This window comes from Archangium sp., assembly GCF_036277355.1.
Classification (GTDB): domain Bacteria; phylum Myxococcota; class Myxococcia; order Myxococcales; family Myxococcaceae; genus Archangium.
Genome location: NZ_DASUNC010000019.1, coordinates 1 through 22,483, shown reverse-complemented (window position 1 = coordinate 22,483; position 22,483 = coordinate 1). Strand labels below are relative to the sequence as shown.

Here is a 22,483-nt window from a genome sequence, read left to right as displayed (position 1 = left end):
GGCGAATCAGTGCGGTGCTGCTGTGTCTGGGGACACTCCTCGTGACCCGATGCGTCCCCACCCTGCCCCCGGAGGGCCTCGAGGAGGCCCCCGTGAGCAGCGGGCAGGAGCCGGAGCCACCCCCGCCGGAGCCTCCGCCGCCGGAGCACCCCGTGTTCCAACCGGGCTTCCACCTCGCGCTGCGCTGGTCCCACGCCGTGAGCAGTACCACCACGTTCCGCCTGCGCGTGCCGGTGAGCAGGGGGGGTCAGCGGGTGCGGCTCGCCTTCCGCTCGGGAGACGGCGCCCTGGTGTTGCGGCGGGTCACCCTTGCCCGGGCCGGCGGCGAGGGCTCGCTGGCCTCGGAGCCGGTGCCCGTGACGTTCTCCGGCTCGCCCGGTGTCTCCGTGACGGCGAGGACGCGCGTGGTCTCGGAACCCGTGTCCTTCCCCATCCGCCTGGGTGACGAGCTGGCGGTGTCCTTCGAGGTGGAGGGCCAGCTGGCCGCGAGCTCCATCGAGCTGCTCCCCGGCGGCTTCATGCGCCCGGGCTCGTGGGCCAGCACGCCGGGCCCGCTGGGGGGCCTGCCCTGGGCGGTGCCCGTGGGCCTGGCCACCGTGGAGGTCGAGGGTCCTCCCTCGCGGGCCTTCGTCGCCCTGGGCGACAGCATCACCGAGGGCTACATCGGCGGCCACGATGACCTCCGGGACACCTGGGCCTTCCGGGCCGGTTCCCAGCTCGGGGTGCCCATCGTCAATGCCGGTGTCTCCGGCCAGGGCTTCTACGATGCGCTGCGGTTGCTCGACGGAGAGGTGCTCATGCTGACGGGCATCACCGACTGCATCGTCCTGCTGGGCACCAATGATCTGACGAGCGCTCCGGACAGCGAGCTCCAGGCGCAGATGGCCGAGCTGACGGAGCGGCTGAAACCCTTCTGCCGCACCTGGGTCGGCACCCTGCTGCCCAAGGAGCTCGCCGCCGGCGGCACATACGAGGCGGTGAAGGTGAGCCGGTTGGCGATGAACGCCTGGATACGCACCCACCGGCAACCGGATGTCATCGACTTCGAGGCGGTGATGCACGCGCCGGACAGCGTGCACCGTTTCATCGACGGCCTGGATGAGGATGGCGTCCACCCCAATGCCGCCGGCCACCGCGTCATGGCCGATGAGGTGGTGCGGGCGCTGCGGGCCGATGGCGTGCCGCCACAGGAGGGCTCGGCTGGGAGCGGCACCCCGGGCCCCTGAGCGGGCAGCCGCCACCGAGCGGGGGGCCCAGCCCTGAGATGGCCGGGCGGGAAAGGCTCGATCATCGCGAGCCCGGAATGGGGCCGCGAATGAAAACGGGGTTGATGCGTTCTGCTCACTCATCAGAACGTGAACCCTGGAGCTTTGCATGCCCCATAAAAGCCTTTCCCTGCTGGCGGCCTTGACGGCCCTGCTGGCATTCGCAGGCGTGAGCGAGGCCGCGCGGCTGACCCGGACTCCCTACCTGCAATCCGTGACACCCACGAGCGCGCTGGTCGCCTTCCGGACGGACACGGACTGTGTCCCCCGCGTCCGCTTCGGCCAGGGCACCGACACCTCCCGCATCGCCACCGCACCCACCTCGGGGCGCCTTCATGTGGTGAAGCTGGAGGGACTGCGGGCCGGCACGGAGCACAGCTATTCGGTCGAGGCCTGCGGCGCGACGACGCAGCCCGTGCGCTTCACCACCGCCACCCCTCCCGGCTCGGGGCGCGTGCGCTTCGCGGCCGTGGGCGACTTCGGCACGGGCGCGACGTCCGAGGTGAACGTTGGCCGCACCATCCTCAACCGCAAGCCCGATTTCTTCCTGGGCCTGGGGGACGGGGCCTATGACAACGGCACCGACGCGGAGCACCAGACGAAGCTCTTCCAGCCCCTGGCGCCCCTCCTCGCCGCCGTGCCCATCTACACCACGCCCGGCAACCACGAGTACCTGACGGACAAGGCCCAGCCGTACGTGGACAACTTCTATCTGCCGTCCAACAACCCCGCCGGCACCGAGCGCTACTACTCGTTCGACTGGGGCCCCGCGCACGTCATCTCCCTGGACAGCAGCTGCCTGCTCGCGCTGGGTGTCGCCAAGGGCCGCTGTGATCAGGCCGCGCAACGGGCCTGGCTCATCTCGGATCTCGCTTCCACCCGGCAGCCCTGGAAGATCGTCTTCTTCCATCACCCGCCCTATTCCAGCGCGGCGGAGCACGGCTCCGAGGTGAAGCTCCGTGAGATGTACGCGCCCGTGCTCGAGCAGTATGGCGTGGACATGGTGCTCACCGGGCATGACCATACCTACGAGCGCACCCACCCCATGAAGGGCAACACCGCGGCCGCCGGCGGCGTCACCTACCTCGTCGTGGGCACGGGCTCCCACACCAAGGCCTTTGTCCCCACACAGCCGAGCTGGAGCGCCATGCGCAGCAACCGCTCGTCGGGCTACCTCGATGTCACCATCGAGGATGGGACGCTGACGGGGCAGATGGTGAGCCAGACGGGTGCGGTGCTCGACACCTTCCGGCTCACCAAGGTGCTCGCCCCGCGCCCGCGGCAGCCGGTGCTCAGCGCCGGACTCAACCGGGGTTCCCATCCGCTCGAGGTGCTGCTGAACGCCCAGACCTCCCAGGAGGGGGCCACCCTCGAGTGGGACTTCGGGGACGGGCAGAGGGCCGAGGGCGAGACGGTCTCCCACGTCTATGACAGGCCCGGCTCCTATACCGTCACCCTCACCTCCACCGCCGGCGGCCAGGTGCTCACCCACAGCCTGACGGTCACCGCGGAGGCCACCGCGGGTGAGCCCCCCGCCGGTGAGCCCGCGCCTGGGACGGAGCCCGGGACGCAGACGCCTCCGCCGTCCGGCGCCACGCCGGGTGCCCCCTCCGAGGCCGTGCCGGACCTGGGGTTGGAGCCCTCGCCCCAGGCGGGTTGCTCGGCCACTGGCGCGGGAGCCTGGCTCGTGCTGGCGGCCCCGCTGGCCTGGGTGCTCACCCGGCGCCGCCGCCGCGAGTAGGCAGCCCCACGGGGCGTCTGCTCAACGGATCTCCCAGCGGGCCGGCTCCTGCGCGTTGCGCGCGTAGAAGCGGCCCCCTGGGAGCTCTCCGTAGTAGAGCAGGTCGATCACCCCGACGATGGACTTCCCGTTGAAGAGTCCGATCTCCCCGCGAGCGGGGAAGCCCACCGGCCCGCCCGGGGTGACGGTGGCCGCGGGAGGCGGGGTGGTGATGCCCAGCTCGGCCGCGGTGAAACGCACCGTCTCTCCAGGGGCCAGCGTGCGCTCGGGGACGTTGGGCGTCAGCGCCCTCCGCAGATCCTTGGTGAGGACCATGCCCCGGGTGGACACGGGGGCCGGGCTGTAGTTGTGCAGCTCCACCCAGCCCTCGCGCGGATCGAACGCCGAGAGGGCCAGGCCCAGGGAGCGGGCGCGGTACGCGGCGATCTGCTGGCGGATGTGGGCGTGGCGCTGGGTGACATAGCGCTTCATGTACGGCAACCCGGCCTGGAACTGGGCCAGCCCGTCCTGCCGGTATTTGTCCGGCTGGCTGATGTAGGGATCCTGCATCAGGTGGGGCAGCAGCAGGGCGTGCATCTGCTCGAGCCGGGGGTGGAGCACCTCCGGGTTGAACACCTCGTCGAGCGCGCGCTCCATGAGCCGCAGGGTGCGCTCGCGCAGCTCCGGGTTGAAGGCGATGCGCGTGTTGAGGTTGGAGAAGGTGGGCAACAGGCCCGGCGTGAAGGTCTTGCGCAGCTCATACAGCCGGGTGATCCACGGATCGGCGAGGCTGAAGTTGAAGATGGGGTGGTCGACGATGGGCTCCATCCCCAGCCCGTAGGTGGGCCACCACGTGGCCACCGAGTTGTTCACATCCCAGGGCACGTAGCTCCAGCGCCCCGTCACCCGGTCGTGGATGAAGTAGCTGCGCGAGTCCTGGATGACGTAGTTGCTGATCAGCGCGTCCGTGACGAGGTAGCGCAGGTAGCGCTCCAGCTCCATGCGCTCTTCCAGCATGCGCACCAGGCCGGGCTCCGGGGTGTGGCAGATGGCGTCCTCCAGGGCGAGGATGTCTTCCGAACCCACGTCCTCGTTCGTCTTCTTGTCCCACTCCGTCTGGTAGGGCATGCGCCAGGGCTTCAGCTCGCAATCCCTGGCACCACACCGGTAGATGCTGGCGTCGTCGTCGTCGAAACCGTGGCGGTCGAGGAAGTTCTTGTCGACGCGCTCGAGGTCCAGGTACACCCCCTGGTACACGCCATTGAGGGTCAAGCGGACATAGCGCGCATGCGGGGCCGGGACGCCGAGCGCCTGCAGCAGATCATAGCCGAGCTTCTCCACCATCAAGGTGCTGTCCTGGTACTCGGCGATCAGGTTGTGCTTGCGCCGGCCGTCGAACTTCACGCCATCGGGGAACTCGATGCGCCAGCTGCGCTTCGGGAAGGAGCGGGCGCTCGAGCCGCGCAGGCGCAGCCCCACCGGCTGGCTCCTGCCCTGGAAGGAGAAGGTGGCCGCCTGGGCCTCCAGGCCAGGGCGCCGATCGAGCTCCGCCAGGAGCTCCGGGGCGATGGTGATGTCATAGGAAGGCAGGTCCACCTGGAGCGGCGGCAGCTGGAACGGCCCGGGTTGCACCACCGGCGGGCGCGGCGGCGGCGCTCCGTCCGGCGTGGATTGCGGCGGATGGACGGGAGGTGCTTCCGCGAGGGGCGGTGCTTCCCCGGAGGAAACCGACCCGCCGGGTGGAGCGCCGCCCTGCCCTCCACCGCCACCACATGCCATGAGACAGATGAACAACAAGCCCCATTTCCGGAGAATGCGAGTCTTCATATCCTGGCCTGGGAGCAATACGAAGGCCACGCCCCCACGCCCATTCGCTCACAGGTGCCCTGTACAGCGGTTGGAGATTGGGCAGACGGCTTCCTCGCATGGAGCTTCCGGGTTCCATCCTTTGGAGAAAGGGTTTCAGAGGGAAAGCAAAGACAGTCAGGGAGCAAGGGGACCGGTTCGAGGAGTGGCAGCCGGCTCGGGAGCCGCGACCGGGAGCTCCGGGACGGCGGTGAGGTGGCCCGGCGGGTGGAGGACGAGCCCGGCCGCGTCCTCGCACCAGTCCACGTGCTGCCGCACGGTGCGGGACAGCCTGTAGTGCTCGCGGGCACGCCGCCGCGCCGACTCACCGAGCCGGCGCCGCAACTCCGGTTCACGCACCAGGCGGTCGATCGCGGCGGCGAGGCCGGCTTCGTCCCCCGGCTCCACCAGGAGGCCGGTGCTGCCGTGCTGGATGACCTCGGGGATTCCGCCGGCCCGCGAGGCCACCACGGCGCAGCCACAGGCCATGGCTTCCGCGATGGTCAGGCCGAATGCCTCCAGCAGCGTGGGCTGGATGCAGATGTCCGACGCGCCGAGCAGATCATGCACGTCGTTGCGCAGCCCGAGGAACTCCGTCTGGTGTTGGATGCCGAGCTCCACCGAGAGCTCGCGCAGGGATTGCAGCTCCGGGCCGTCTCCGACGACACGCAGGCGCACCCTGGGCGAGCGCAGCCGCCCGAGGGCCCGCAGCAGGTGGTGCACGCCCTTGCTCTTCACGAGGTTGGCGATGGTGATGAGCTCCACCCGCCCGCCCGCTCGCGTGCGGGGAAGAAAGCGCCGGGTGTCCACGCCATTGAAGATGGTGCGGGAGCGGTGGGGAGGGAGCCCCAGGCGCCGGCCCTCCTTGACACGGACGTGCTCGGAGACACCGGCCAGGCTGTTCACCCGGAGCATCAGGGCATGGTTGATCGCCCAGTGGAAGCCGCGTTGGAGGAGTCCCTCCTCCTCTTCGACGAAGTCCGAGTGGGCGGTGAACAACACCTGGGCCGGCCAGGCCGCGTAGGCCGCCAGCGCGCTGCGGCCGCGGGGCCAGATGAAGTTGAGGTGGATGACGTCATACCCGGCCAGGCGCCGGGTCATGGCCCACAGCCCGGACCGTTCGAAGTCCTCCAGGTCATCCACCCGCGCGCCGCTCGCCTTCAGCTCCACGGCGAAGGACTCCAGCATGGGCTGGCGCAGCCAGACATCTGCCTGGTGGCCGCGCCGTGCGGCCTCCCGGCAGAAAGCGAGAATCCAATCCTCCAACGAGCCACGCTTCCGCGGAGCCAGGTTCATCAGCAGTGCGATACGCAGTCTCATCATCTGCCCCCCCGCCTGTTGAGAGTGGGGTCCCCCTCTTGTGATGAGGTTGGGCACGGTGGGCCGCGAAGCGCACCACTCCGCTGGGGAGTATGAAACGTCATCCAGTGACGAACGACATGCACTGCCAGCCAGACTCCACCGCGGCCAGTGAACGCTCCCGGCGATTGTCTTCCAGATGGCGGCGGGCCAACCCCCGCGCCAGGGTTCTCTCCCCCACCGGATGATGCGCACCCTGCCGCCCACTGATGCCGGACCGGCGAGAGCCCGTGTCCGCCTCGGGCTCGAGGAGGATGGAAATGAGGCGTGTCGAAGAGGTGGACCTCGCGAAGCAGGCCCTGCGGGGGCGGGACATCATCGTCTTCTCGACCGACTGGGATGGTGACCCGTTGTCGAAGATGCACATCATGCGGCTTCTCGCCCGGGAGAACCGGATCCTCTGGGTCAACAGCATCGGCAACCGCGCGCCCCGGGCCAATGCGCACGATGCCCGGCGCATCTGGAAGAAGCTCTCGAGGTTCGCCCAGGGCCTCCAGCGCATCGAACCCAACTTCCATGTCCTCTCCCCGCTCGCCATTCCGCTGTACGGCTCGGAGCTGGTGCGCGCCACCAACCGCGCCCTGCTCACGCTCCAGATCAAACGGGCCATGGCCACGCTCGGGTTCCAGCGGGTCATCTCCTGGTCCTATCTGCCCGCCTCGGCTCCGGTCTCGGGGACGCTGGGCGAGGAGCTGGTGGTCTACCACTGCGTGGATGAGTTCTCGGCCTTCTCGGATACGAATGGCCGTCACATCGCCGAGCTCGAGGAGCGGCTGCTGCACAAGGCGCACCTGTGCATCACCTCCGCCGAGCTCCTGCGCGACAGCAAGGCGAAGGTGAACCCGAACACCGTGCTCGTGCGGCATGGAGTCGACTTCGAGCACTTCGTGAAGGCGTGCGAGCCAGACACGGCCGTCCCCCCGGACATCGCGAAGCTGCCCGGGCCCATCCTCGGCTTCTTCGGGCTGGTGGCGGACTGGGTGGACCTCGACGTCTTCGAGGCATGTGCCCGGGCGTACCCCGAGGGCTCCGTCGTCATCATCGGCAAGGTTGCTCCGGACGTGGACGTCTCACGGCTCCGGGCAATCCCGAACATCCACTTCCTGGGCCGCAAGCCGTACGCCGAGCTGCCTGGCTACTGCAAGGCATTCGACGTGGCGCTGATGCCTTTCAAATGGAACGTGCTGACGCTCAACTCCAACCCGCTCAAGGTGCGTGAATACCTCGCCGCGGGCCTGCCGTGCGTGTCCACCCCGCTGCCGGAGGTGGAGAAGGTGGGCCTGTGCAAGCTGGCCAGGGAACCCGAGGAGTATGTCCGCCAGGTCACCGCGTGCCTGAGGGAGGGGGCCGGGCCGAGCCGTGAGCGCGCGCAGCGGATCTTCCACGAGAGCTGGCACGCACGCGTCGAGGAGATCCGCCGGCACGTGGGAGAGACGATGCTGCGGTTGGGTCAGCGCCCCCAGTGACGTGGGGGACGGACGAAGGGGGGGCTCATGTTCAACCACTACATGGAAGTCGCGAGACGCTCGCCGGGGAGCGAGCTGACGCGCATCGCCAGCCGGAGGGTCTTCCGGGCCATTCGAAACGTGCTGGGGCCGGAGCACGCGGGCGTGGAGCCACGCCTCCACCCCTCCATCGCGGCCTGGAGCGATGAGCAGGTGCGCGCGGCTGTATCCGCCGTGTCGTCCTGCTGGTGCGACACCCGTCAGCGCGAGGACACGCTCACGGCCCTCCGGGCCACTCCCGGAGCCATTCACAGAGCGCTCGAGCGCGCCGAGGCCGCCGCGCGGCGCACCTTCAACGTGTTCGGGACGGAGGTGCGGTTCGGAGAGCCGGGCGCCATCGACTGGTCGTGGGATCCACTGAGCGGGGAGCGCTACCCTCGGCAACCCGTCTCCCAGCTCCAGGTCATCCGCGAGGGCATGGATCCGAAGTACCCCTGGGCCCTGGGACGGCTGGACCAGCTCCTCGCGCTCGGCCAGGGATACTGGGTGGCGGAGGACGCGGCCCAGCGGGAGCGCTACGCCGCGCAATTCACCGGCCAGGTGACCGACTTCCTCGACGCGAACCCGGCCGGCCACGGCATCCAGTGGGCCTGCGCGATGGAGGTGGCCCTGCGAGCGGCCAACCTCGCCCAGGCCCTGCGGATGTTCGCGGATGCCCCGGCGGTCCGCGAGCCGGCCTTCCTCAGACGAGCCCTGGGGGCCCTCGAGCAGCATGCCCGCTTCGTGGAGCACCATCTGGAAGACCACTGGCTCGTCCCCAACAACCACCTGATCTCCGACTACGTCGGGCTCCTGGTGGTCGGCGCGCTCTACCCGGCCTTGCCCGGAGCCCAGGAGCAGGTGGCGCGTGCGCTGCACGGGCTCCAGCGGCAGATGGAGCTCCAGGTGCACCCGGACGGGGTGTCGTTCGAGGGCTCGGTGCCCTACCATCGGCTGTCCGTCGAGCTGTTCACGCTGGCATATGTGGTGGCGCATGGATGTGGCCTGGCGCTCGGCACACGTTTCGCGCACCGCCTGCGGCGGATGTTCGAGGTGAGCCGCGACTACTGCTCGGAGCGGGGGCTGGCGCCGCAGATCGGGGACAACGATTCGGGGCGCGTCTTCCCCCTGTGTGATCGGCCCAGCCTGGAGCACGGGTACCTGCCCCTTCTGGGTGCGGTGCTCTTCGGGGACTCCGAGCTCAAGGCGCAGGGCGCCGAGCTTCCGGATGAGGCGGTCTGGCTGCTCGGCGAGCACGGCCACCAATGCTTCTCCCGGCTGCGGGCACGGGCGGAGCCCCAAAGCTTCAGCTCCCCGGGGAGCGGGTTGCACGTGCTCCGGGGGGCGGGAGCCGTGGTCACGGTGAGCGCGGGGCCGGTCGGGCAGCGCGGGCTGGGCGGCCACAATCACAACGACCGGCTGTCCTTCGAGCTCCATCTGGCGGGCCATCCGGTCATCGTGGATGCGGGGACCGCGACCTACACGCGCGAGCCCTCGCTGCGAAACGCCTTCCGTTCGACGGCGGCGCACAACACGCTCGAGGTCGATGGGCTGGAGCAATCACCCTTCCAGGCCAGCCGGCTGTTCAGCCTGCCGGATCGCGGCGGCTGCGAGGTCCGCTGCTTCGAGCCGGGCCCGCGGACGGAGCGCCTGGTGGCGAGGCACTCCAGCTACGCGGCGCTTCCCGCCCCGGTCCAGGTGGAGAGGACCTTCGTCCTTCACAAGGACGAGCGCGTGCTGTCCGTGATGGATGCCATCGAGGGCAGGGGGCGCCACCACCTGGTGCTCCGGCTGCACCTGCCAGACGAGCAGGTCCGGCTCCGGCCCCTCACTCCCGAGGAACGGCAGCGCGTGGCCCTCGTCGGAGTACCGCCGGACTCCATCGGCCCGGTGGCCGCCGAGCTCGGGCCACCAGACGCGCTCCGCGCCGTCGTCCTCTTCTCCCACGCACTCGAGCCCAGCATCGCGCCGGCCAGGTACTCGCCCGGCTACGGCGAGGTGCGCGACTGCCGGGCCGTCCTGGGAAGCGTCGAAGCCGAGGTGCCGATCCGGATTGGCATGTGGGTGCTGTTTCATTGAAGGAGGATTGCCGTGCGAATCTGCCTCATCACGCCGCGCTTTCCGTATCCGCTCATCAAGGGCGACGCCCTGCGTGTCTTCCACCAACTCGAGGGACTGAGCCGCCGGCACGAGATCACGCTCGTCAGCCTGAACGATTCGCCCGTGAATCCCGAGCAACTCGAGCCGCTCTCCAGGTTGTGTGAGCAGGTCCACGTCGTCCCGCTGCCGCGGTGGAAGGCCGCGGTGAACCTCGCCACGGGCCTGTTCACGCCTCGGCCGCTGCAGGTGGAGTACCACCGCTCCTCCCGCTTCGAGAGGACGTTGTCCACGGTGCTGGCCGGAGGGCGGTTCGATGCCCTCCACGTCTCGCTCATCCGCATGCTCCCCTATGTCTGGGATCTCGTGGGGAAGAAGACGATCGTGGTGGATCTGATCGACTCCATGAGCCTGAACCTGCTGTCCCGGAGGAACGAGGCGCGAGGCCTGATGCGCCTCGCGTACGACCTGGAGTACCGGCGGGTGCGCGACTATGAGAGGGCCGTCGTCCAGCGGTTCCCTTCGTTGGTCATCTCCTCGCCCATCGATCGGCAGCTGCTCGGAGGCCCGCACATCCTGGTGAACCCCAACGGGGTGGACGTCGAGAAGTACCAGTTCCGCGGTCTCGAGGACCGGGCTCCGGAAACGCTCATCTTCACGGGGAACATGGCCTATCCGCCCAACCAGGAGGCGGTGTGCTGGTTCGTGCGCGAGGTCTGGCCGTTGCTCCGGCCCCGGTGGCCACGGCTCCAGCTCGAGGTCGTCGGGGCGGATCCCCCGGCGAACATCCGCACGCTCGCCGGGCCCGGCAGCAACGTGCATGTGCTCGGACGGGTCCCGAAGATGGAGGAGCGGCTCGGGAGGGCCACGGTGGCGATCTGCCCCATGCAGTCCGGCTCCGGAATCCAGAACAAGGTCCTGGAGGCCATGGCCACGGGGACGCCGGTGGTCTCGACGGCGGTGGCCAACCAGGGTGTCCAGGCCCGCCCGGAACGGGAGCTCCTCATCGGCGATACGCCGGAGGAGTTCGCCTTCGCCGTGGAGCGGCTGCTGTTGGATGAGGGCCTGCGGCGATGGTTGGGCGCGAACGGCCGGGCGCTCGTCGAGCAACGCTTCCGGTGGGAGGTGCACGTCGCGCGCCTCGAGGCGCTCTACGCCGGACAGGATCCCCAAGCCATCAGCACCACGGGCAACCCGCTCATGGCTGGGAAGTCGGCCACGGAGGCCCTTCGTGGCCTCGAAAGTGAAACCGGATGAACCGTCCGCGTGGGAACGCTCCCCAGGGAACAAGACGCTCCACTAGAGTTGGGAGGTCGCGGCCCTGGAGCACCACGGATGAGCATCCTCAACGAAGTCGCCGTCTTCCTCATCGCCGCGGTCATCGCGGTGCCCCTCTTCAAGCGGTTGGGGCTCGGCTCCATCCTCGGGTATCTGGCCGCGGGTGCCCTCATCGGCCCCTCGGGCCTGGGGTTCATCGGGAAACCCGAGGACGTCCTGCACTTCGCCGAGTTCGGCGTCGTGCTGTTCCTGTTCATCGTCGGCCTCGAGCTCCAACCCACCCGCCTGTGGGCGCTGCGGCGCTCCGTCTTCGGGCTCGGCCTGGCGCAGGTGGTGCTCAGCGCCGGGGTGCTCACGGGCGCGGGCGTGTGGATCGGCCTGTCCCTGAAGGCCGCCCTCATCGCCGGGCTCGGCCTGTCCCTGTCGTCGACGGCCATCGCCCTCCAGCTGCTCGGCGAGCGCCAGCAGCTCACCGCCCGCCACGGCCGCGAGAGCTTCGCCATCCTCCTGTTCCAGGATCTCGCCGTCATCCCCCTGCTCGCGCTCATCCCCCTGCTCGCCGGGGGAGCCGGGGACTCGGGAGGCGGCGGTGGCCCGGGTGTCCTGCTGTCCGTGCTCAAGGTGGCGGCCGTGCTGGCCGTGGTGGTGCTGAGCGGACGCTTCCTGGTGCGTCCCGCCTTCCGGCTCATCGCCTCCACCCAGTTGCAGGAGCTCTTCACCGCCGCCACGCTCCTGGTGGTGGTGGGCGTGGCGCTGTTGATGAACTTCGCCGGCATCTCCATGGCGCTGGGCACGTTCCTCGCGGGCGTGCTGCTCGCGGACTCCGAGTACCGTCACGAGCTGGAGGCGGACATCGAGCCCTTCAAGGGCCTGCTGCTCGGGCTCTTCTTCATCGCGGTGGGCATGTCCATGAACCTGGGGCTCGTCACCCAGCGGCCGCTGTTCATCACCGCGTGTGTGGTGGGGGTGATGGTGCTCAAGGGCGCCGTGCTCTTCTGGCTCGGGCGGCCCATGGGGCTGATGCTGCAGGGGCGGCGCATCATGGCGCTGGCGCTCGCCCAGGGCGGCGAGTTCGGCTTCGTGCTCTTCGGGGCCGCCGCCTCCGCCGGGGTGATGGACCGCGCGCTCACCGAGCAGCTCGTGGTGGTGGTGTCCCTGTCCATGGCCGCCACGCCGATCCTGCTGGTGCTGCATGACCGCGTGGTCGAGCGCCTGCTGCGGCGCACCGTGCCCGCGGAGTATGACCCCATGGAGGACGCGGAACAGCAGCCGGTGATCATCGCCGGCTTCGGCCGGTACGGGCAGATCATCGGACGCGTGCTCAACATGCTGGACATCGGCTTCACCGCGCTGGAGGTGAGCCCCGAGCAGGTCGACTTCCTGCGCCGCTACGGCAACAAGATCTACTACGGGGACGCCTCGCGGCTGGATCTGCTGCGCGCCGCGGGCGCGGGCAAGGCGAAGCTCTTCGTGCTGGCCATCGACGACATGGACGCCTCGGTGCGCACGGCCCAGCTCCTGCGCGCCCACTTCCCGGGGTTGCCCGTCTATGCCCGGGCCCGCAACCGCGCGCATGCCTACCGGCTGCTGGACGAGGGCGTGAAGATCCTCAACCGGGAGACGCTGCTGTCGAGCCTGGAGATGGCCGGCCTCGTGCTCCAGGGGCTCGGCTTCGAGGAGGAGCGGGCCCAGCAGCTCATCGAGCGCTTCCGCACCTACGACGAGCAGATGCTCCAGAAGCAGTACGCGGTGTACCAGGACGAGGAGAAGCTCATCCAGACGTCGCAGCAGTTCCGGGAGGAGCTGCGCTCGCTCTTCGAGCAGGACAACCGGCCCCAGACCCAGGCCCGGCTGCAGGAGGACGGGGCGGACCGGCCCGATGCGTCCACTGCGCCACGTTCCCCACCTCCCAGGGCGTGAGACCCGGCCGGATTCCGGCTGCCGGGAGCCGGCCGGAGTGGTACGCCGCTCAGGACGAGGAGAGCACGGACATGTCCATGGATCCCCATCGCGAGTATTGCCGGCGCCAGCACCGCCTCCTGGCCCACCACCTCAGCATCGAGGCGTGGTGCGCGGGCGATGACTGCATCCTCTTGGAGCGCAACCACCTGGAGGAGTTCCTGAAGCTCGAGCGCTTCAAGACCACCCGGGTCCAATGGCTCCTCGAGGACATCAAGCCCTGGTTCAAACACACGGAGCCTGTCTACGACGGCCCCGAGGGCGAGCTGTCCTCGCTCGAGGCGCTGTACCTGTCCCGGGTGCCCATCGCCCGGAAGTTCCTCGTCCGGCCCGATCCCATCAACGCCGAGGAGCTGATCGCCTGGCTCAGGAGCAACGGCCTGCGCATCAACCTGCTGCACTCGGTCAGCGCCGTCATCCCGCCCTCGGAGGAGCAGATCGTCACCCGGCTGGCGCTGATGGCCCAGGGGCTGGCGGAGCCCTGACACCGGGCCGCGCGGGAGCCGCTACTTCACCAGCGCGCGGTCCTCGGCGGACAGCGTCCCGAGGCACTTCGCGCAGTAGTGCCCCGAGCTCGAGTCCGCGGACGAGATGGCCTTGCCCTTCGCGTCCGCCATCACGCAGCCCGTCTCCTCGCAGTGCGGGAACCCCAGCGTGTGCCCGAACTCGTGCACCGCCAGGTCTCCCAACCGGCGCAGCAGCGCCTCCTTCGTCTTGCTGTGCTTCTTGTAGATGTGCGCGGACACCAGGCAGCTCGGCCCGCCGATGCTCCCCAGCCCGGCGATCCCCCAGTCGAGGATGTTCCCCTTCGTGGCGGAGATCTCCGCCTCCGTCACCGCCACCACCCTCCACGCCCCCTCGGGTGGGTTCTCGTCCAGCCACTCCAGGATGCGATCCGCCCGCCACCGGCTCCTCGGGGCGTACCAGGCCTCCTGAGGGAGCTCTCTCGCTGGATCGATGCGGATCCGCACCTTCATGCGCGACTGGAACTCCTGCTGAACCTTGTCCAGGAACTCCTGCCGCACCTTGCCCAGTGGCACGATCGCGACCACCCGCTCCGGCGAAGGCTCCGCCGCCGCGGGCGCCAGGAAGGACCCCACCAGCACCAGGGTGATGAACAGGAGTCCGAGACTCACGACGCGGCGGGTGCGCATGATCCACAGTGTAGCCGCATCGGGCACGGGTCAGCCTTCCGCTTCGTCCTCGGACTCCTCCGGCTTCTTTCCGCCGAGGATTTGATCGATCTCCGCGTGCGCCGCCCTCGCCTGCTCCGCGTTGAGCCGCTTCACCACTTCCATCTGATCGATGGTCCAGTGCGCCCGCTTCTTCAGCGCCCTCGAGCCCGAGGACGGGGACCGCTTGCGCGGCGCCGGCAGCATCGACGCCAGGATGGCGCCCTGCGCTGGCGTCAGCTCCGCGGCCGCCACCCCGAAGTGCTCCCGCGCCGCCGCCTCGATTCCGTACACCCCGTTCCCCCACTCCACCACGTTCATGTACAGCGTGAGGATGCGGTTCTTCGGCAGCGCCTCCTCCAGCCGGTGCGCCAGGATCAGCTCCTTGCCCTTGCGCAGCAGGCTCCGGTCCGTGGACAGCCAGAGGTTCTTCGCCAGCTGCTGGGTGATCGTCGACGCGCCCCGCCCCAGCTTGCCCTTGCGCACCGCGTCCTCCAGTGCGTTCTCCAGCTCCTTCGTGTCCACGCCCTCGTGCAGGTAGAAGCTCGCGTCCTCCGACAGCAGCACCGCGTCGATCGCATGCCGGGACACGCTCGACAGTCCCACCCAGTGCTGGCGGCGCCTCGGCTTCTGGCCCGCATCCCGCGCCTCCTCCGCGCGCTGCTCCATCAGCGCCGTCAGCTTCGGGTTCTGCTTCAGCAACGGCTCCGCCGAGGGCAGGCGCGCGTACTCGTAGGACGCGAACACCACCAGCCCCAGGAACGCCGCCATCAGCACCCGGCGCAGCCAGCCGCCACTCGCGGGCGCCTTCGCCGCCACCTGGCGCGACTTGCCCGTGGTCGCCTGCTTCACCTTCCCCGTGGTGCCCGTGCTCTGCTTCAGCTTCATCGTCCGGCTGGCCATATCCGCGCCCCATCTACCTCGAAGCGCCGCCCGAGGAAAATTCACCGACTCGACAGACAACCCCCTCCCACCTGCCCACGAAGGGCATGCTCGCCCGCCTCCCCCAAATCGCACTCTCCGTGCCGATTTCTGTCTCGCAAAGGAGAGTTCACATGTCCCTTCGTATTATTCCCTGCTGTGTCCTGGTCGTGGGTATCGCCCTTCTGGGTTCGGGCTGCAGTCCCACGGCCGATGCCGCCTCACAAACGGCCGCCCTGACGGAAGCGCAGGCAGGTGAATTCTGCGGGGGCATCGCCGCCATCCCCTGCGCCGAGGGCCTCACCTGCGTCGACGATCCCAACGACAGTTGTGACCCCAACCAGGGTGGCGCCGACTGCGGTGGCATCTGCCAGGCCTCGGAGGAGAAGAAGAGCTGCACCGGCAAGGAGCCCGGCTACACCTACGTCTCCCGCGACCCCGCTCAGTGCGCGGTCATCCGTTTCACCTGCCCCGAGGGCCAGTCCGCCTTCTTCGATGACTGCGGCTGCGGCTGCACGACGGCGCCGTAGCCGGTAGCGCTCGCAGCGGTCCCGGGTGCTCCGGGGGGTGCATGCCCCGGAGCACCGGCCGTTCCTACGGGACGATCTCCACGGTGGTGCCAGAGAGCTTCACCCTCACGTCGACGGAGTTGGGATGCACGTCCTCCTCGTCGACGAGGTTGTTCTTGTCCACGCCGATGCGCAGCGCGTACGTGCCATCGGGCACATCCGTGATGTCCAGCCACTGGCACGGGTAGTCCCCCGCGTACACGTCGGCCCAGCCCGGCGAGATGCCCTGGGCGCCATCGGGGTCGATGAACGGGGCCGGCGCGTCTCCGCAGTAGGGCACCAGGTCCACCAGGAAGAAGCCCTGCTTGCGGCCCACGGTCACCACCGCGTTGCCCGAGTCCACCAGCTCATAGCTGGCGAACCCGACGAGGTGGTCATGCTGGTGGCACGCGTCGAACTCGTAGAGGTCCGGCCGCACATTGGGGGGCGGGATGACCACGGAGCCCGAGCCCAGGTTGGGAATGGCCACGCTGAAGCGCAGCAGGCGGCGGTCTCCGGGCGCACCCACGCAGCGCTCCACCACCTCGCAGGCCGTCTCCGGGAAGTTGCGCTGCTCGATGTACACCGAGCGGGAGAGGACATCCGCGTCCACCGTCACGTCCGGCTTGCCCCCATTGCTCGACAGTCCGCACGCGGCGGGCAGCCGCAGGAAGGGCGTGGGCTCCTGCTGGGAGGGAATCTTGCCTCCCGCGTAGGCCACCACCCGTCCGGGCCGCAGCGGCATCGTCGGCGTCAACTGGTCCACCGGCGGGGCCAGGCCCGCGAGGAGGTCGGCGTAACCATCCCCGTCGAGGTCTCCCGCCGCGGCGGTCGCGAAGCTCACGTGCCCCGGGAACAGCGGGCCCACCGAGTTGCTCCTCGGCCAGGCCCAGTCCGGACGCAGCTCGGCGGAGAGCGCCTGCTGGGGGAAGAACGCATACAGCCGCCCGAACGCGCTCAGCACGAACTCCGTCTCCTGGCCGTTCTTGTCCAGGTCCCCCACCTGCATGAAGCCCGACGTCAGATTGAGGCCGGGATACGCCGGGTCCGCGAAGATGCTCCAGATGGGCGCTGGGGAGATGCCGCCTTCCGGCTGGAAGAGATGCACCGCCACCTTGCCCTGGTAGCCCAGCACGGCCTCGGGGTGGCCATCCCCGTTCTGGTCCGGGAACAACCCCAGCAGGGACTCGGGAGCCGTCCAGGTGGGCGAGACACGCAGCCCGCCCTCGCAGACCCCGGGCTCCTCCACCTTGCAGCCGGGGTAGAGCTGGGAGCCCGCCGCCGTCACGAGCAGCAATTCCCCCGTCCCATCGCCATCGAGGTCCCCCGTGCGGAGGGTCCGCCCTGCCCGCTCCGTGAACGTCCTCACCAGGGTGAACGGAGCGTCCGCCGCGGGCGTGGCGCGGTAGAGGCGGGTCTGCCGCGTGGAGGCCTGGGTGCTGACGAGGTCATCGAGCCCATCCCCATTCAAGTCACTGAGGAACGCCGCGTAGTGGACGCCGAGGAACGGCACACGGAACAGGGGCGCCTGGAACACCGCCCCGAGCTCCGCCTTGCCCGCGAAGACGAGCGTCCCCGCGGCCTGCGCGCGGACGAGGATGTCGGCGAAGCCGTCCCCGTTCACGTCGCCGATGGACACCACACTGGCGCGCCCACTGGCGGACGGGTTGGGGTTCTCCCAGTCCAGCTCGGCGATGATGGGCTCGGAGGAGAACGAGGAGCCATTGCCGGCGTAGAGGACCAGCGAGCCCTTGCCCGTCATCGACGAGCACGGAGGCGCCGCGACCACCAGGTCCTTCTTCCCATCCCCGTTCACGTCCCCGAGCGCGATGGAGCTGCCGAAGCACGACTGCCGGAGCGACGCGGGCGCCTCCAGCATCCAGAGCGGTGTGTCGGACAGGAAGGGCCCCTGTTCCTCGGGTGGGTTCGGCTTCGGCGGAGGTGTAGGGCAGCCCCCCAGCACCACCGCCAGCGCGGTGGAGAGCAGTACGCGACACATCTTCATGTGTGAAACCCCCTCGGTATGCGGAGCCCTCCGGCCCGGCGCCCCTCGGGGAAACGATAGCGGACCCGCCCATCCCGGTCCCTTTCGCCCTATCCTCCTCTCCTCTCATCCTCTGGAAACGAGACATGACGCAGCCTGCCGCGCTCACCGGGGTGGCCCTCCGGGGTCCCCGCCCCCTGCCGCTCCTGGGAGCGAAGGGCAACTTCCTGCGCTTCTTCTCCGATCCCATCGGCCAGTCGCTGCGGCTGCACCGCGACTACGGCGAGGTCTGCTCCCTCACGGACGGAGACCTCTCGGTGCTCTGCCTCTTCGGGCCCGCGTACAACCAGCAGGTCCTCTCCGACCGCAACCTCTTCCACCACAACGACAAGGCCTTCTTCCCCGTGCCGGAGACGGCGCGCCAGCTGCTCTCGGGCCTGACGTCGATGAACGGCGAGCTCCACCGCCGGCAGCGCAAGTTGATGATGCCGCCCTTCCAGAAGGGCCGCGTCGAGGGCTACCGCGACGACATGGTGGCCCTCACCGAGCGGGCCCTCTCGCGCTGGACGCCGGGCCGCACGATCGACGTGTCCGGGGAGATGACCGAGCTCACCCTGCAGATCGCCCTGCGCTGTCTGTTCGGCATCGAGGACGAGCGGCAGGCGCACGACCTGGGGCACCTGGGCATGGACTTCCTGGAGGGGCTCACCTCGCCCGCGGTGATGATGCTGCCCCGGGCGCTGCCGGGCACGCCGTACGCCCGCTTCGTGCGTACCGCGAATGCGCTGCACGCGCGCCTGCTCGAGCTCATCCGCCACAAGCGCACGCTGCCCGAGGGCCGCGACGTGCTCTCCATGCTCCTGCGGGCCCATGACGAGGATGGCGCGGCCCTCACGGACGAGGAGCTGCTCGGACAGGCCTCCGTCATCTACGTCGCCGGCCACGAGACCACCTCGCACACGCTGAGCTGGACGCTCTTCCTCCTCTCGCAACACCCGCGCGTGCTCGCGGACCTGGAGGACGAGCTGTCCGGCACGCTCCGCGGCGCCGCGCCCTCCGTGGAGCAGCTCTCCCGGCTGCCGCTGCTCGACGCCGTGGTGAAGGAGAGCATGCGCCTGCTGCCGGCCACTCCCCTCCTCTTCGTCCGCTTCGCCACGGATGGCTTCCAGCTCGGCCCCCTCGCGCTGCCGAAGGGAACGGGCGTCATGCTCAGCCCGTTCATCACCCACCGGACTCCGGACCTCTACCCCGAGCCGGACCGCTTCCTCCCCGAGCGCTGGCAGCACCTCCAGCCCTCGCTCTACGAGTACCTGCCGTTCGGTGCCGGGCCGCGCATGTGCCTGGGCGCCACGTTCGCCGCGCAGGAGGTGCGCCTCGTGCTGGCGACACTGCTGCAGCGCTTCCGGCTGTCGCTCGCCCCGGAGGCCCGCGTGTCGTGCCAGGTGCGGGGCATCACCCTGGGCCCCCGCCATGGCCTGCCCATGCGCGTGGGAGGGCGGGACACGCCGCACCCTCCCTCGGTCCGGGTGCGAGGAGACATCCCACGCATCGTGCGGCTGGAGTCCTGAGCAGGCCCCCGGGCGTGCTATGCCCGGCCCCATGGCCCAGGGGTCCGATACCTTCTCCGAGCTCTCGCAGTACACCCTCGATCGGCACTCCATGCGGCTGCTGCCGGAGCCGTTCTGCCGCCGCCACTCCGTGGTGGTGCTGGGGAAGATCGACGCGCAGGCGGCCGATGCGCCCGTCACCATCGGCATGACGGAGCCGGACAACCAGGCCCTGCGCTTCCGCATCTCCGACTTCCTGCAGCGGGCCATCCAGCCGGTGAAGCTCAACCGCTACGAGCTCGAGACGGCCCTGAAGACGGGCTTCGGCGCGGGGCCCCAGACGAAATCGGACCTGGTCATCCGCAAGCGCCTGCCCTCGAAGATTCCGCCCACGCCCGTGGAGCTGGTGGATGACATCCTCGCCGGGGCCCTCGAGCGCAAGGCCTCGGACATCCACATCGAGAGCTACCGCGACGACGTGGACCTGCGCTACCGCATCGACGGCATCCTGCATCAGGCCTTCACGCACATGGATCCGGAGTCCGTGCAGGAGGTGGTCAGCCGCATCAAGATCCTCGCCGGGATGGACATCACCGAGCGGCGCCGGCCCCAGGATGGCCGCATCCGCGCCGTGCTCGTCCAGGGCGAGGAGCACCAGGTCATCGACTTCCGGGTGAGCGTGGTGCCGAGCCCGGGGGGCGAGGACGTGGTCATCCGCGTGCTCGACTCGAGCGCGGGGCTCGTCCCCGTGAGCAAGCTGGGGATGAGCGCGGACACGGAGCGGGTGTTCCTCAACCTGCTCTCCAACCCCGAGGGCCTCATCCTCGTCACCGGCCCCACCGGCAGCGGGAAGACGACCACCCTCTACGGGGCGCTCGCGCAGCTCAACGATGGGCGCAAGAAGATCATCACCGCCGAGGACCCCATCGAGTACTACGTCCCCAAGGTGAACCAGAAGGAGGTCACCTCGCAGATGTCGCACGCGCTGCTGCTGCGGGCGCTGCTGCGGCAGGATCCCAACGTGATGCTGGTGGGGGAGATCCGCGACCTGGAGACGGGCAGCATGGCGCTCAACGCGGCGGCCACCGGGCACGTGGTGCTCGGCACGCTCCACACCGCGGATGCGGTGGGTGCCGTGGGCCGGCTCCGGGGGCTGGAGCTGGATGACACCGACATCGCGGACTCACTGCTCGCGGTGCTGGCCCAGCGGCTCGTGCGCCGCAACTGTCCGAAGTGCGTGGCGCCCGCCGAGCCCACGAAGAAGCAGAAGGAGCTGCTCGGTCCGCTGCTGGAGGGCATCCAGCCCCAGACGGGCGTCGGGTGCGAGGAGTGCCGTCACACCGGCTACCGTGGGCGCACCGGCATCTACGAGCTGCTGGTGGTGGACTCGGGGCTGCAGGATCTGATCGCCCAGGGGGCGCACAGCGCGCAGCTCCGCCGCCACGCGCGGGCGCACGGCTTCCGCACGCTCGTGGAGGACGCGATGGAGAAGATCGCCTCCGGACAGACCACGCTCGCGGAGCTGGTGCGTGTCATCCCCTACCGGCAGCTCATGACCGCCCGCGAGGATCGCCAGCAGGGCCGGGGTGAGGGTCTTCCCGGCTAGCCCGGATTATTCACCGGGACAGAGGAGAAGGAGAGCGGTTGCGGGCGTAACGCCCTGATTTAGCTTGGGTTTGCTCAAGACTCAGGCCGCATCAGAAACGCCCGCCCGCATGACACACCGTACTCCAGCCGTTCTCCACTTTCATCCCACTTTTCCGGTCCACCTCACGAGCGACGCGCCGGACACGTCCAGCGATGGGGGAGCGCTGCTGCTGCGGCAGATGGATGAGCGCCTGGGCCTCACCAGCAAGCTGGCCGGCTGCATCCCCGATGCACGCGACCCCTCGCGCGTGGTGCATACGCGGCTGGAGCAGGTGCGGCAGCGTGTCTACCAGATGGCCCTGGGCTACGAGGACTGCAACGACGCCCACGCGCTGCGCCATGACCCGGTTCTCCAGATGGCGTGCGACCTGGTGCCGCACAGCGGCTCGCCCCTGTCCTCGCAGCCCACGCTCTGCCGCCTGGAGAATGCAGTGGACGGGCGCAGCGTGCGCAAGGTGCTTGCCGTGCTGGAGCAGCACTACCTCGATTCCTTCACCTCGCCCCCCGAGGTGGTGGTGCTCGACATCGACAGCACGGACGACCCCACGCACGGCCAGCAGCAACTCTCGCTCTTCCACGGCTTTTACGACCAGCACATGTACCACCCGCTGCTGGTATTCGACGGCACCACGGGCCAGCTCGTCACCGCCATTCTGCGGCCGGGCACCGCCCACGCCGCACGAGGAGCCGCCGGAGTGCTGCGCCGGCTCATCGTCGCTCTCAAGCAGCGCTTCCCCGAGGTGCGCGTCGTCGTACGCGGCGACTCGGGCTTCGCCATGCCGCGGGTGCTGCGAGTGCTCGAAGAGCTCAACGCGCAGTGGGGCGACATCGACTACCTGCTGGGGCTGGCGCGCAATCCCGTCCTCCAGCGCCGGGGTGAGGCTGTCATGGCCGCCGCCAACGAGCAGTACGCGGCGGGCCGGCCCTACGTACGCCACTTCGGCTCCTTCTCTTACGCGGCCGAGTCCTGGCCCCATGAGCGCCACGTGGTGATGAAGGCCGAGGTGAGCGCCAAGGGAGAAAACCCGCGCTTCGTCGTCACCTCGCTGCACGGCTTCCCGCCCGAGCTGCTCTACGACGCCTACTGCGAGCGCGGGCAGTGCGAGAACTACATAAAGGACCTGAAGAACGCGCTGCTGGCCGACCGGCTGAGTTGCTCCAGCTTCTGGGCCAACTTCCTGCGACTGCTACTGCACGCGGCGGCCTACGTGCTGATGCATGCGCTGCGCACCGAGGCGGGCCGACACGCTCCCGCCCTGGCCACGGTGCAGATGGACACGCTGCGGCTGAGTCTGTTGAAGGTGGCAGCCCACGTGACGCGCTCGGCGCGTCGGCTGTGGGTGCGCCTGCCGACGTCCTTCCCGCTGGCTGCCGTCTTCATGGCCCTGGCCGGCTCGCTGAGCTGGGCGCCCTCGTGAGCTGACGCGCGGTGCACACCCCGCTGCTCCTGCGCACGGCCACCTGGCCGACACGGCCGAGGTGCGCCCGGTGCTGCGCGCCAGTCGCTGAAATCCAACCCCACGGATTTGGCGCCCCTTTGCCAACCTGACTTCCGCTCACCTGACAGATAGGGGCAACGAGCCAGATCGTGCCCCCTGGGTCTGCGCACGGCCCCTTCGCGGCTTCTCGCCAGGCCCTGGTGAATAATCCGGGCTAG

16 protein-coding genes are annotated in these 22,483 nt (G+C 69.4%); 11 read left to right on the top strand and 5 right to left on the bottom strand.

The window, feature by feature from the left end:
* The first annotated feature begins 41 nt into the window (after window positions 1–41).
* Window positions 42–1,226 carry an SGNH/GDSL hydrolase family protein gene (locus tag VFZ09_RS05185; protein ID WP_329726358.1) on the top strand — a complete coding sequence of 395 codons (1,185 nt, stop codon included), beginning with the start codon at window positions 42–44 and terminating at the stop codon, window positions 1,224–1,226.
* Between the two features lie 148 nt (window positions 1,227–1,374).
* The gene (locus tag VFZ09_RS05180) at window positions 1,375–3,006 is read left to right on the top strand and encodes a metallophosphoesterase (protein WP_329726357.1); all 1,632 of its coding nucleotides are present in this window, start codon (window positions 1,375–1,377) and stop codon (window positions 3,004–3,006) included.
* Window positions 3,007–3,027: 21 nt separating this feature from the next.
* Here VFZ09_RS05180 and VFZ09_RS05175 read toward each other — a convergent pair whose 3' ends face one another.
* Window positions 3,028–4,782 (bottom strand): CotH kinase family protein, encoded by a 1,755-nt coding sequence (locus VFZ09_RS05175; protein WP_329726356.1) that lies wholly within the window; start codon window positions 4,780–4,782, stop codon window positions 3,028–3,030.
* 186 nt (window positions 4,783–4,968) lie between these two features.
* Entirely contained in the window at window positions 4,969–6,153 is a 1,185-nt protein-coding gene (locus tag VFZ09_RS05170; RefSeq protein WP_329726355.1) for a glycosyltransferase family 4 protein, read from the bottom strand.
* Window positions 6,154–6,449: 296 nt separating this feature from the next.
* Between VFZ09_RS05170 and VFZ09_RS05165 the strand changes: the two genes are divergently transcribed.
* From VFZ09_RS05165 to VFZ09_RS05145, 5 genes are all read left to right on the top strand, one after another.
* A complete protein-coding gene (locus VFZ09_RS05165) occupies window positions 6,450–7,655 on the top strand; it encodes a glycosyltransferase (RefSeq protein WP_329726354.1) in 1,206 nt (401 codons plus the stop codon).
* 27 nt (window positions 7,656–7,682) lie between these two features.
* Window positions 7,683–9,752, top strand: coding sequence for an alginate lyase family protein (locus tag VFZ09_RS05160; RefSeq protein WP_329726353.1), 2,070 nt, complete (start codon window positions 7,683–7,685; stop codon window positions 9,750–9,752).
* Window positions 9,753–9,764: 12 nt separating this feature from the next.
* A complete protein-coding gene (locus tag VFZ09_RS05155; RefSeq protein WP_329726352.1) occupies window positions 9,765–11,027 on the top strand; it encodes a glycosyltransferase in 1,263 nt (420 codons plus the stop codon).
* Window positions 11,028–11,105: 78 nt separating this feature from the next.
* The gene (locus VFZ09_RS05150) at window positions 11,106–12,968 is read left to right on the top strand and encodes a monovalent cation:proton antiporter-2 (CPA2) family protein (RefSeq protein WP_329726351.1); all 1,863 of its coding nucleotides are present in this window, start codon (window positions 11,106–11,108) and stop codon (window positions 12,966–12,968) included.
* 71 nt (window positions 12,969–13,039) lie between these two features.
* Complete coding sequence (locus VFZ09_RS05145; protein ID WP_329726350.1) at window positions 13,040–13,492, top strand: hypothetical protein; 453 nt, start codon at window positions 13,040–13,042, stop codon at window positions 13,490–13,492.
* Between the two features lie 21 nt (window positions 13,493–13,513).
* Here VFZ09_RS05145 and VFZ09_RS05140 read toward each other — a convergent pair whose 3' ends face one another.
* Together VFZ09_RS05140 and mtgA are read right to left on the bottom strand one after the other, a co-directional pair.
* Window positions 13,514–14,188 (bottom strand): archaemetzincin, encoded by a 675-nt coding sequence (locus VFZ09_RS05140; RefSeq protein WP_329726349.1) that lies wholly within the window; start codon window positions 14,186–14,188, stop codon window positions 13,514–13,516.
* Window positions 14,189–14,191: 3 nt separating this feature from the next.
* Complete coding sequence (gene mtgA, locus VFZ09_RS05135) at window positions 14,192–15,067, bottom strand: monofunctional biosynthetic peptidoglycan transglycosylase (RefSeq protein WP_329726348.1); 876 nt, start codon at window positions 15,065–15,067, stop codon at window positions 14,192–14,194.
* 167 nt (window positions 15,068–15,234) lie between these two features.
* On the opposite strand from mtgA, the gene VFZ09_RS05130 reads away from it, so the two are divergent.
* Window positions 15,235–15,630: a hypothetical protein gene (locus tag VFZ09_RS05130; protein WP_329726347.1), complete on the top strand. Its 396-nt coding sequence runs from the start codon at window positions 15,235–15,237 to the stop codon at window positions 15,628–15,630.
* Between the two features lie 64 nt (window positions 15,631–15,694).
* Here VFZ09_RS05130 and VFZ09_RS05125 read toward each other — a convergent pair whose 3' ends face one another.
* Complete coding sequence (locus VFZ09_RS05125) at window positions 15,695–17,653, bottom strand: lysyl oxidase family protein (protein WP_329726346.1); 1,959 nt, start codon at window positions 17,651–17,653, stop codon at window positions 15,695–15,697.
* Window positions 17,654–17,778: 125 nt separating this feature from the next.
* Between VFZ09_RS05125 and VFZ09_RS05120 the strand changes: the two genes are divergently transcribed.
* The 3 genes from VFZ09_RS05120 to VFZ09_RS05110 all read left to right on the top strand — a co-directional run bounded on the left by VFZ09_RS05120 (window position 17,779) and on the right by VFZ09_RS05110 (window position 22,244).
* On the top strand, window positions 17,779–19,200 hold the full coding sequence (locus tag VFZ09_RS05120; RefSeq protein WP_329726345.1) for a cytochrome P450: 1,422 nt from the start codon (window positions 17,779–17,781) through the stop codon (window positions 19,198–19,200).
* Between the two features lie 31 nt (window positions 19,201–19,231).
* Window positions 19,232–20,785, top strand: coding sequence for a GspE/PulE family protein (locus VFZ09_RS05115; RefSeq protein ID WP_329726344.1), 1,554 nt, complete (start codon window positions 19,232–19,234; stop codon window positions 20,783–20,785).
* A gap of 109 nt (window positions 20,786–20,894) precedes the next feature.
* Window positions 20,895–22,244, top strand: a complete 1,350-nt coding sequence (locus VFZ09_RS05110; protein WP_329726343.1) for an IS1380 family transposase — start codon at window positions 20,895–20,897, stop codon at window positions 22,242–22,244.
* Window positions 22,245–22,483 lie beyond the last annotated feature (239 nt).

Excerpts from the sequence above, each read along its gene's own strand:
- VFZ09_RS05180 (WP_329726357.1), top strand. The coding sequence starts at position 1,375 with ATGCCCCATAAAAGCCTTTCCCTGCTGGCGGCCTTGACGGCCCTGCTG.
- VFZ09_RS05170 (WP_329726355.1), bottom strand. The coding sequence starts at position 6,153 with ATGATGAGACTGCGTATCGCACTGCTGATGAACCTGGCTCCGCGGAAG.
- VFZ09_RS05165 (WP_329726354.1), top strand. The coding sequence starts at position 6,450 with ATGAGGCGTGTCGAAGAGGTGGACCTCGCGAAGCAGGCCCTGCGGGGG.
- VFZ09_RS05160 (WP_329726353.1), top strand. The coding sequence starts at position 7,683 with ATGTTCAACCACTACATGGAAGTCGCGAGACGCTCGCCGGGGAGCGAG.
- VFZ09_RS05150 (WP_329726351.1), top strand. The coding sequence starts at position 11,106 with ATGAGCATCCTCAACGAAGTCGCCGTCTTCCTCATCGCCGCGGTCATC.
- VFZ09_RS05145 (WP_329726350.1), top strand. The coding sequence starts at position 13,040 with ATGTCCATGGATCCCCATCGCGAGTATTGCCGGCGCCAGCACCGCCTC.
- mtgA (WP_329726348.1), bottom strand. The coding sequence starts at position 15,067 with ATGAAGCTGAAGCAGAGCACGGGCACCACGGGGAAGGTGAAGCAGGCG.
- VFZ09_RS05130 (WP_329726347.1), top strand. The coding sequence starts at position 15,235 with ATGTCCCTTCGTATTATTCCCTGCTGTGTCCTGGTCGTGGGTATCGCC.
- VFZ09_RS05125 (WP_329726346.1), bottom strand. The coding sequence starts at position 17,653 with ATGAAGATGTGTCGCGTACTGCTCTCCACCGCGCTGGCGGTGGTGCTG.
- VFZ09_RS05120 (WP_329726345.1), top strand. The coding sequence starts at position 17,779 with ATGACGCAGCCTGCCGCGCTCACCGGGGTGGCCCTCCGGGGTCCCCGC.
- VFZ09_RS05115 (WP_329726344.1), top strand. The coding sequence starts at position 19,232 with ATGGCCCAGGGGTCCGATACCTTCTCCGAGCTCTCGCAGTACACCCTC.
- VFZ09_RS05110 (WP_329726343.1), top strand. The coding sequence starts at position 20,895 with ATGACACACCGTACTCCAGCCGTTCTCCACTTTCATCCCACTTTTCCG.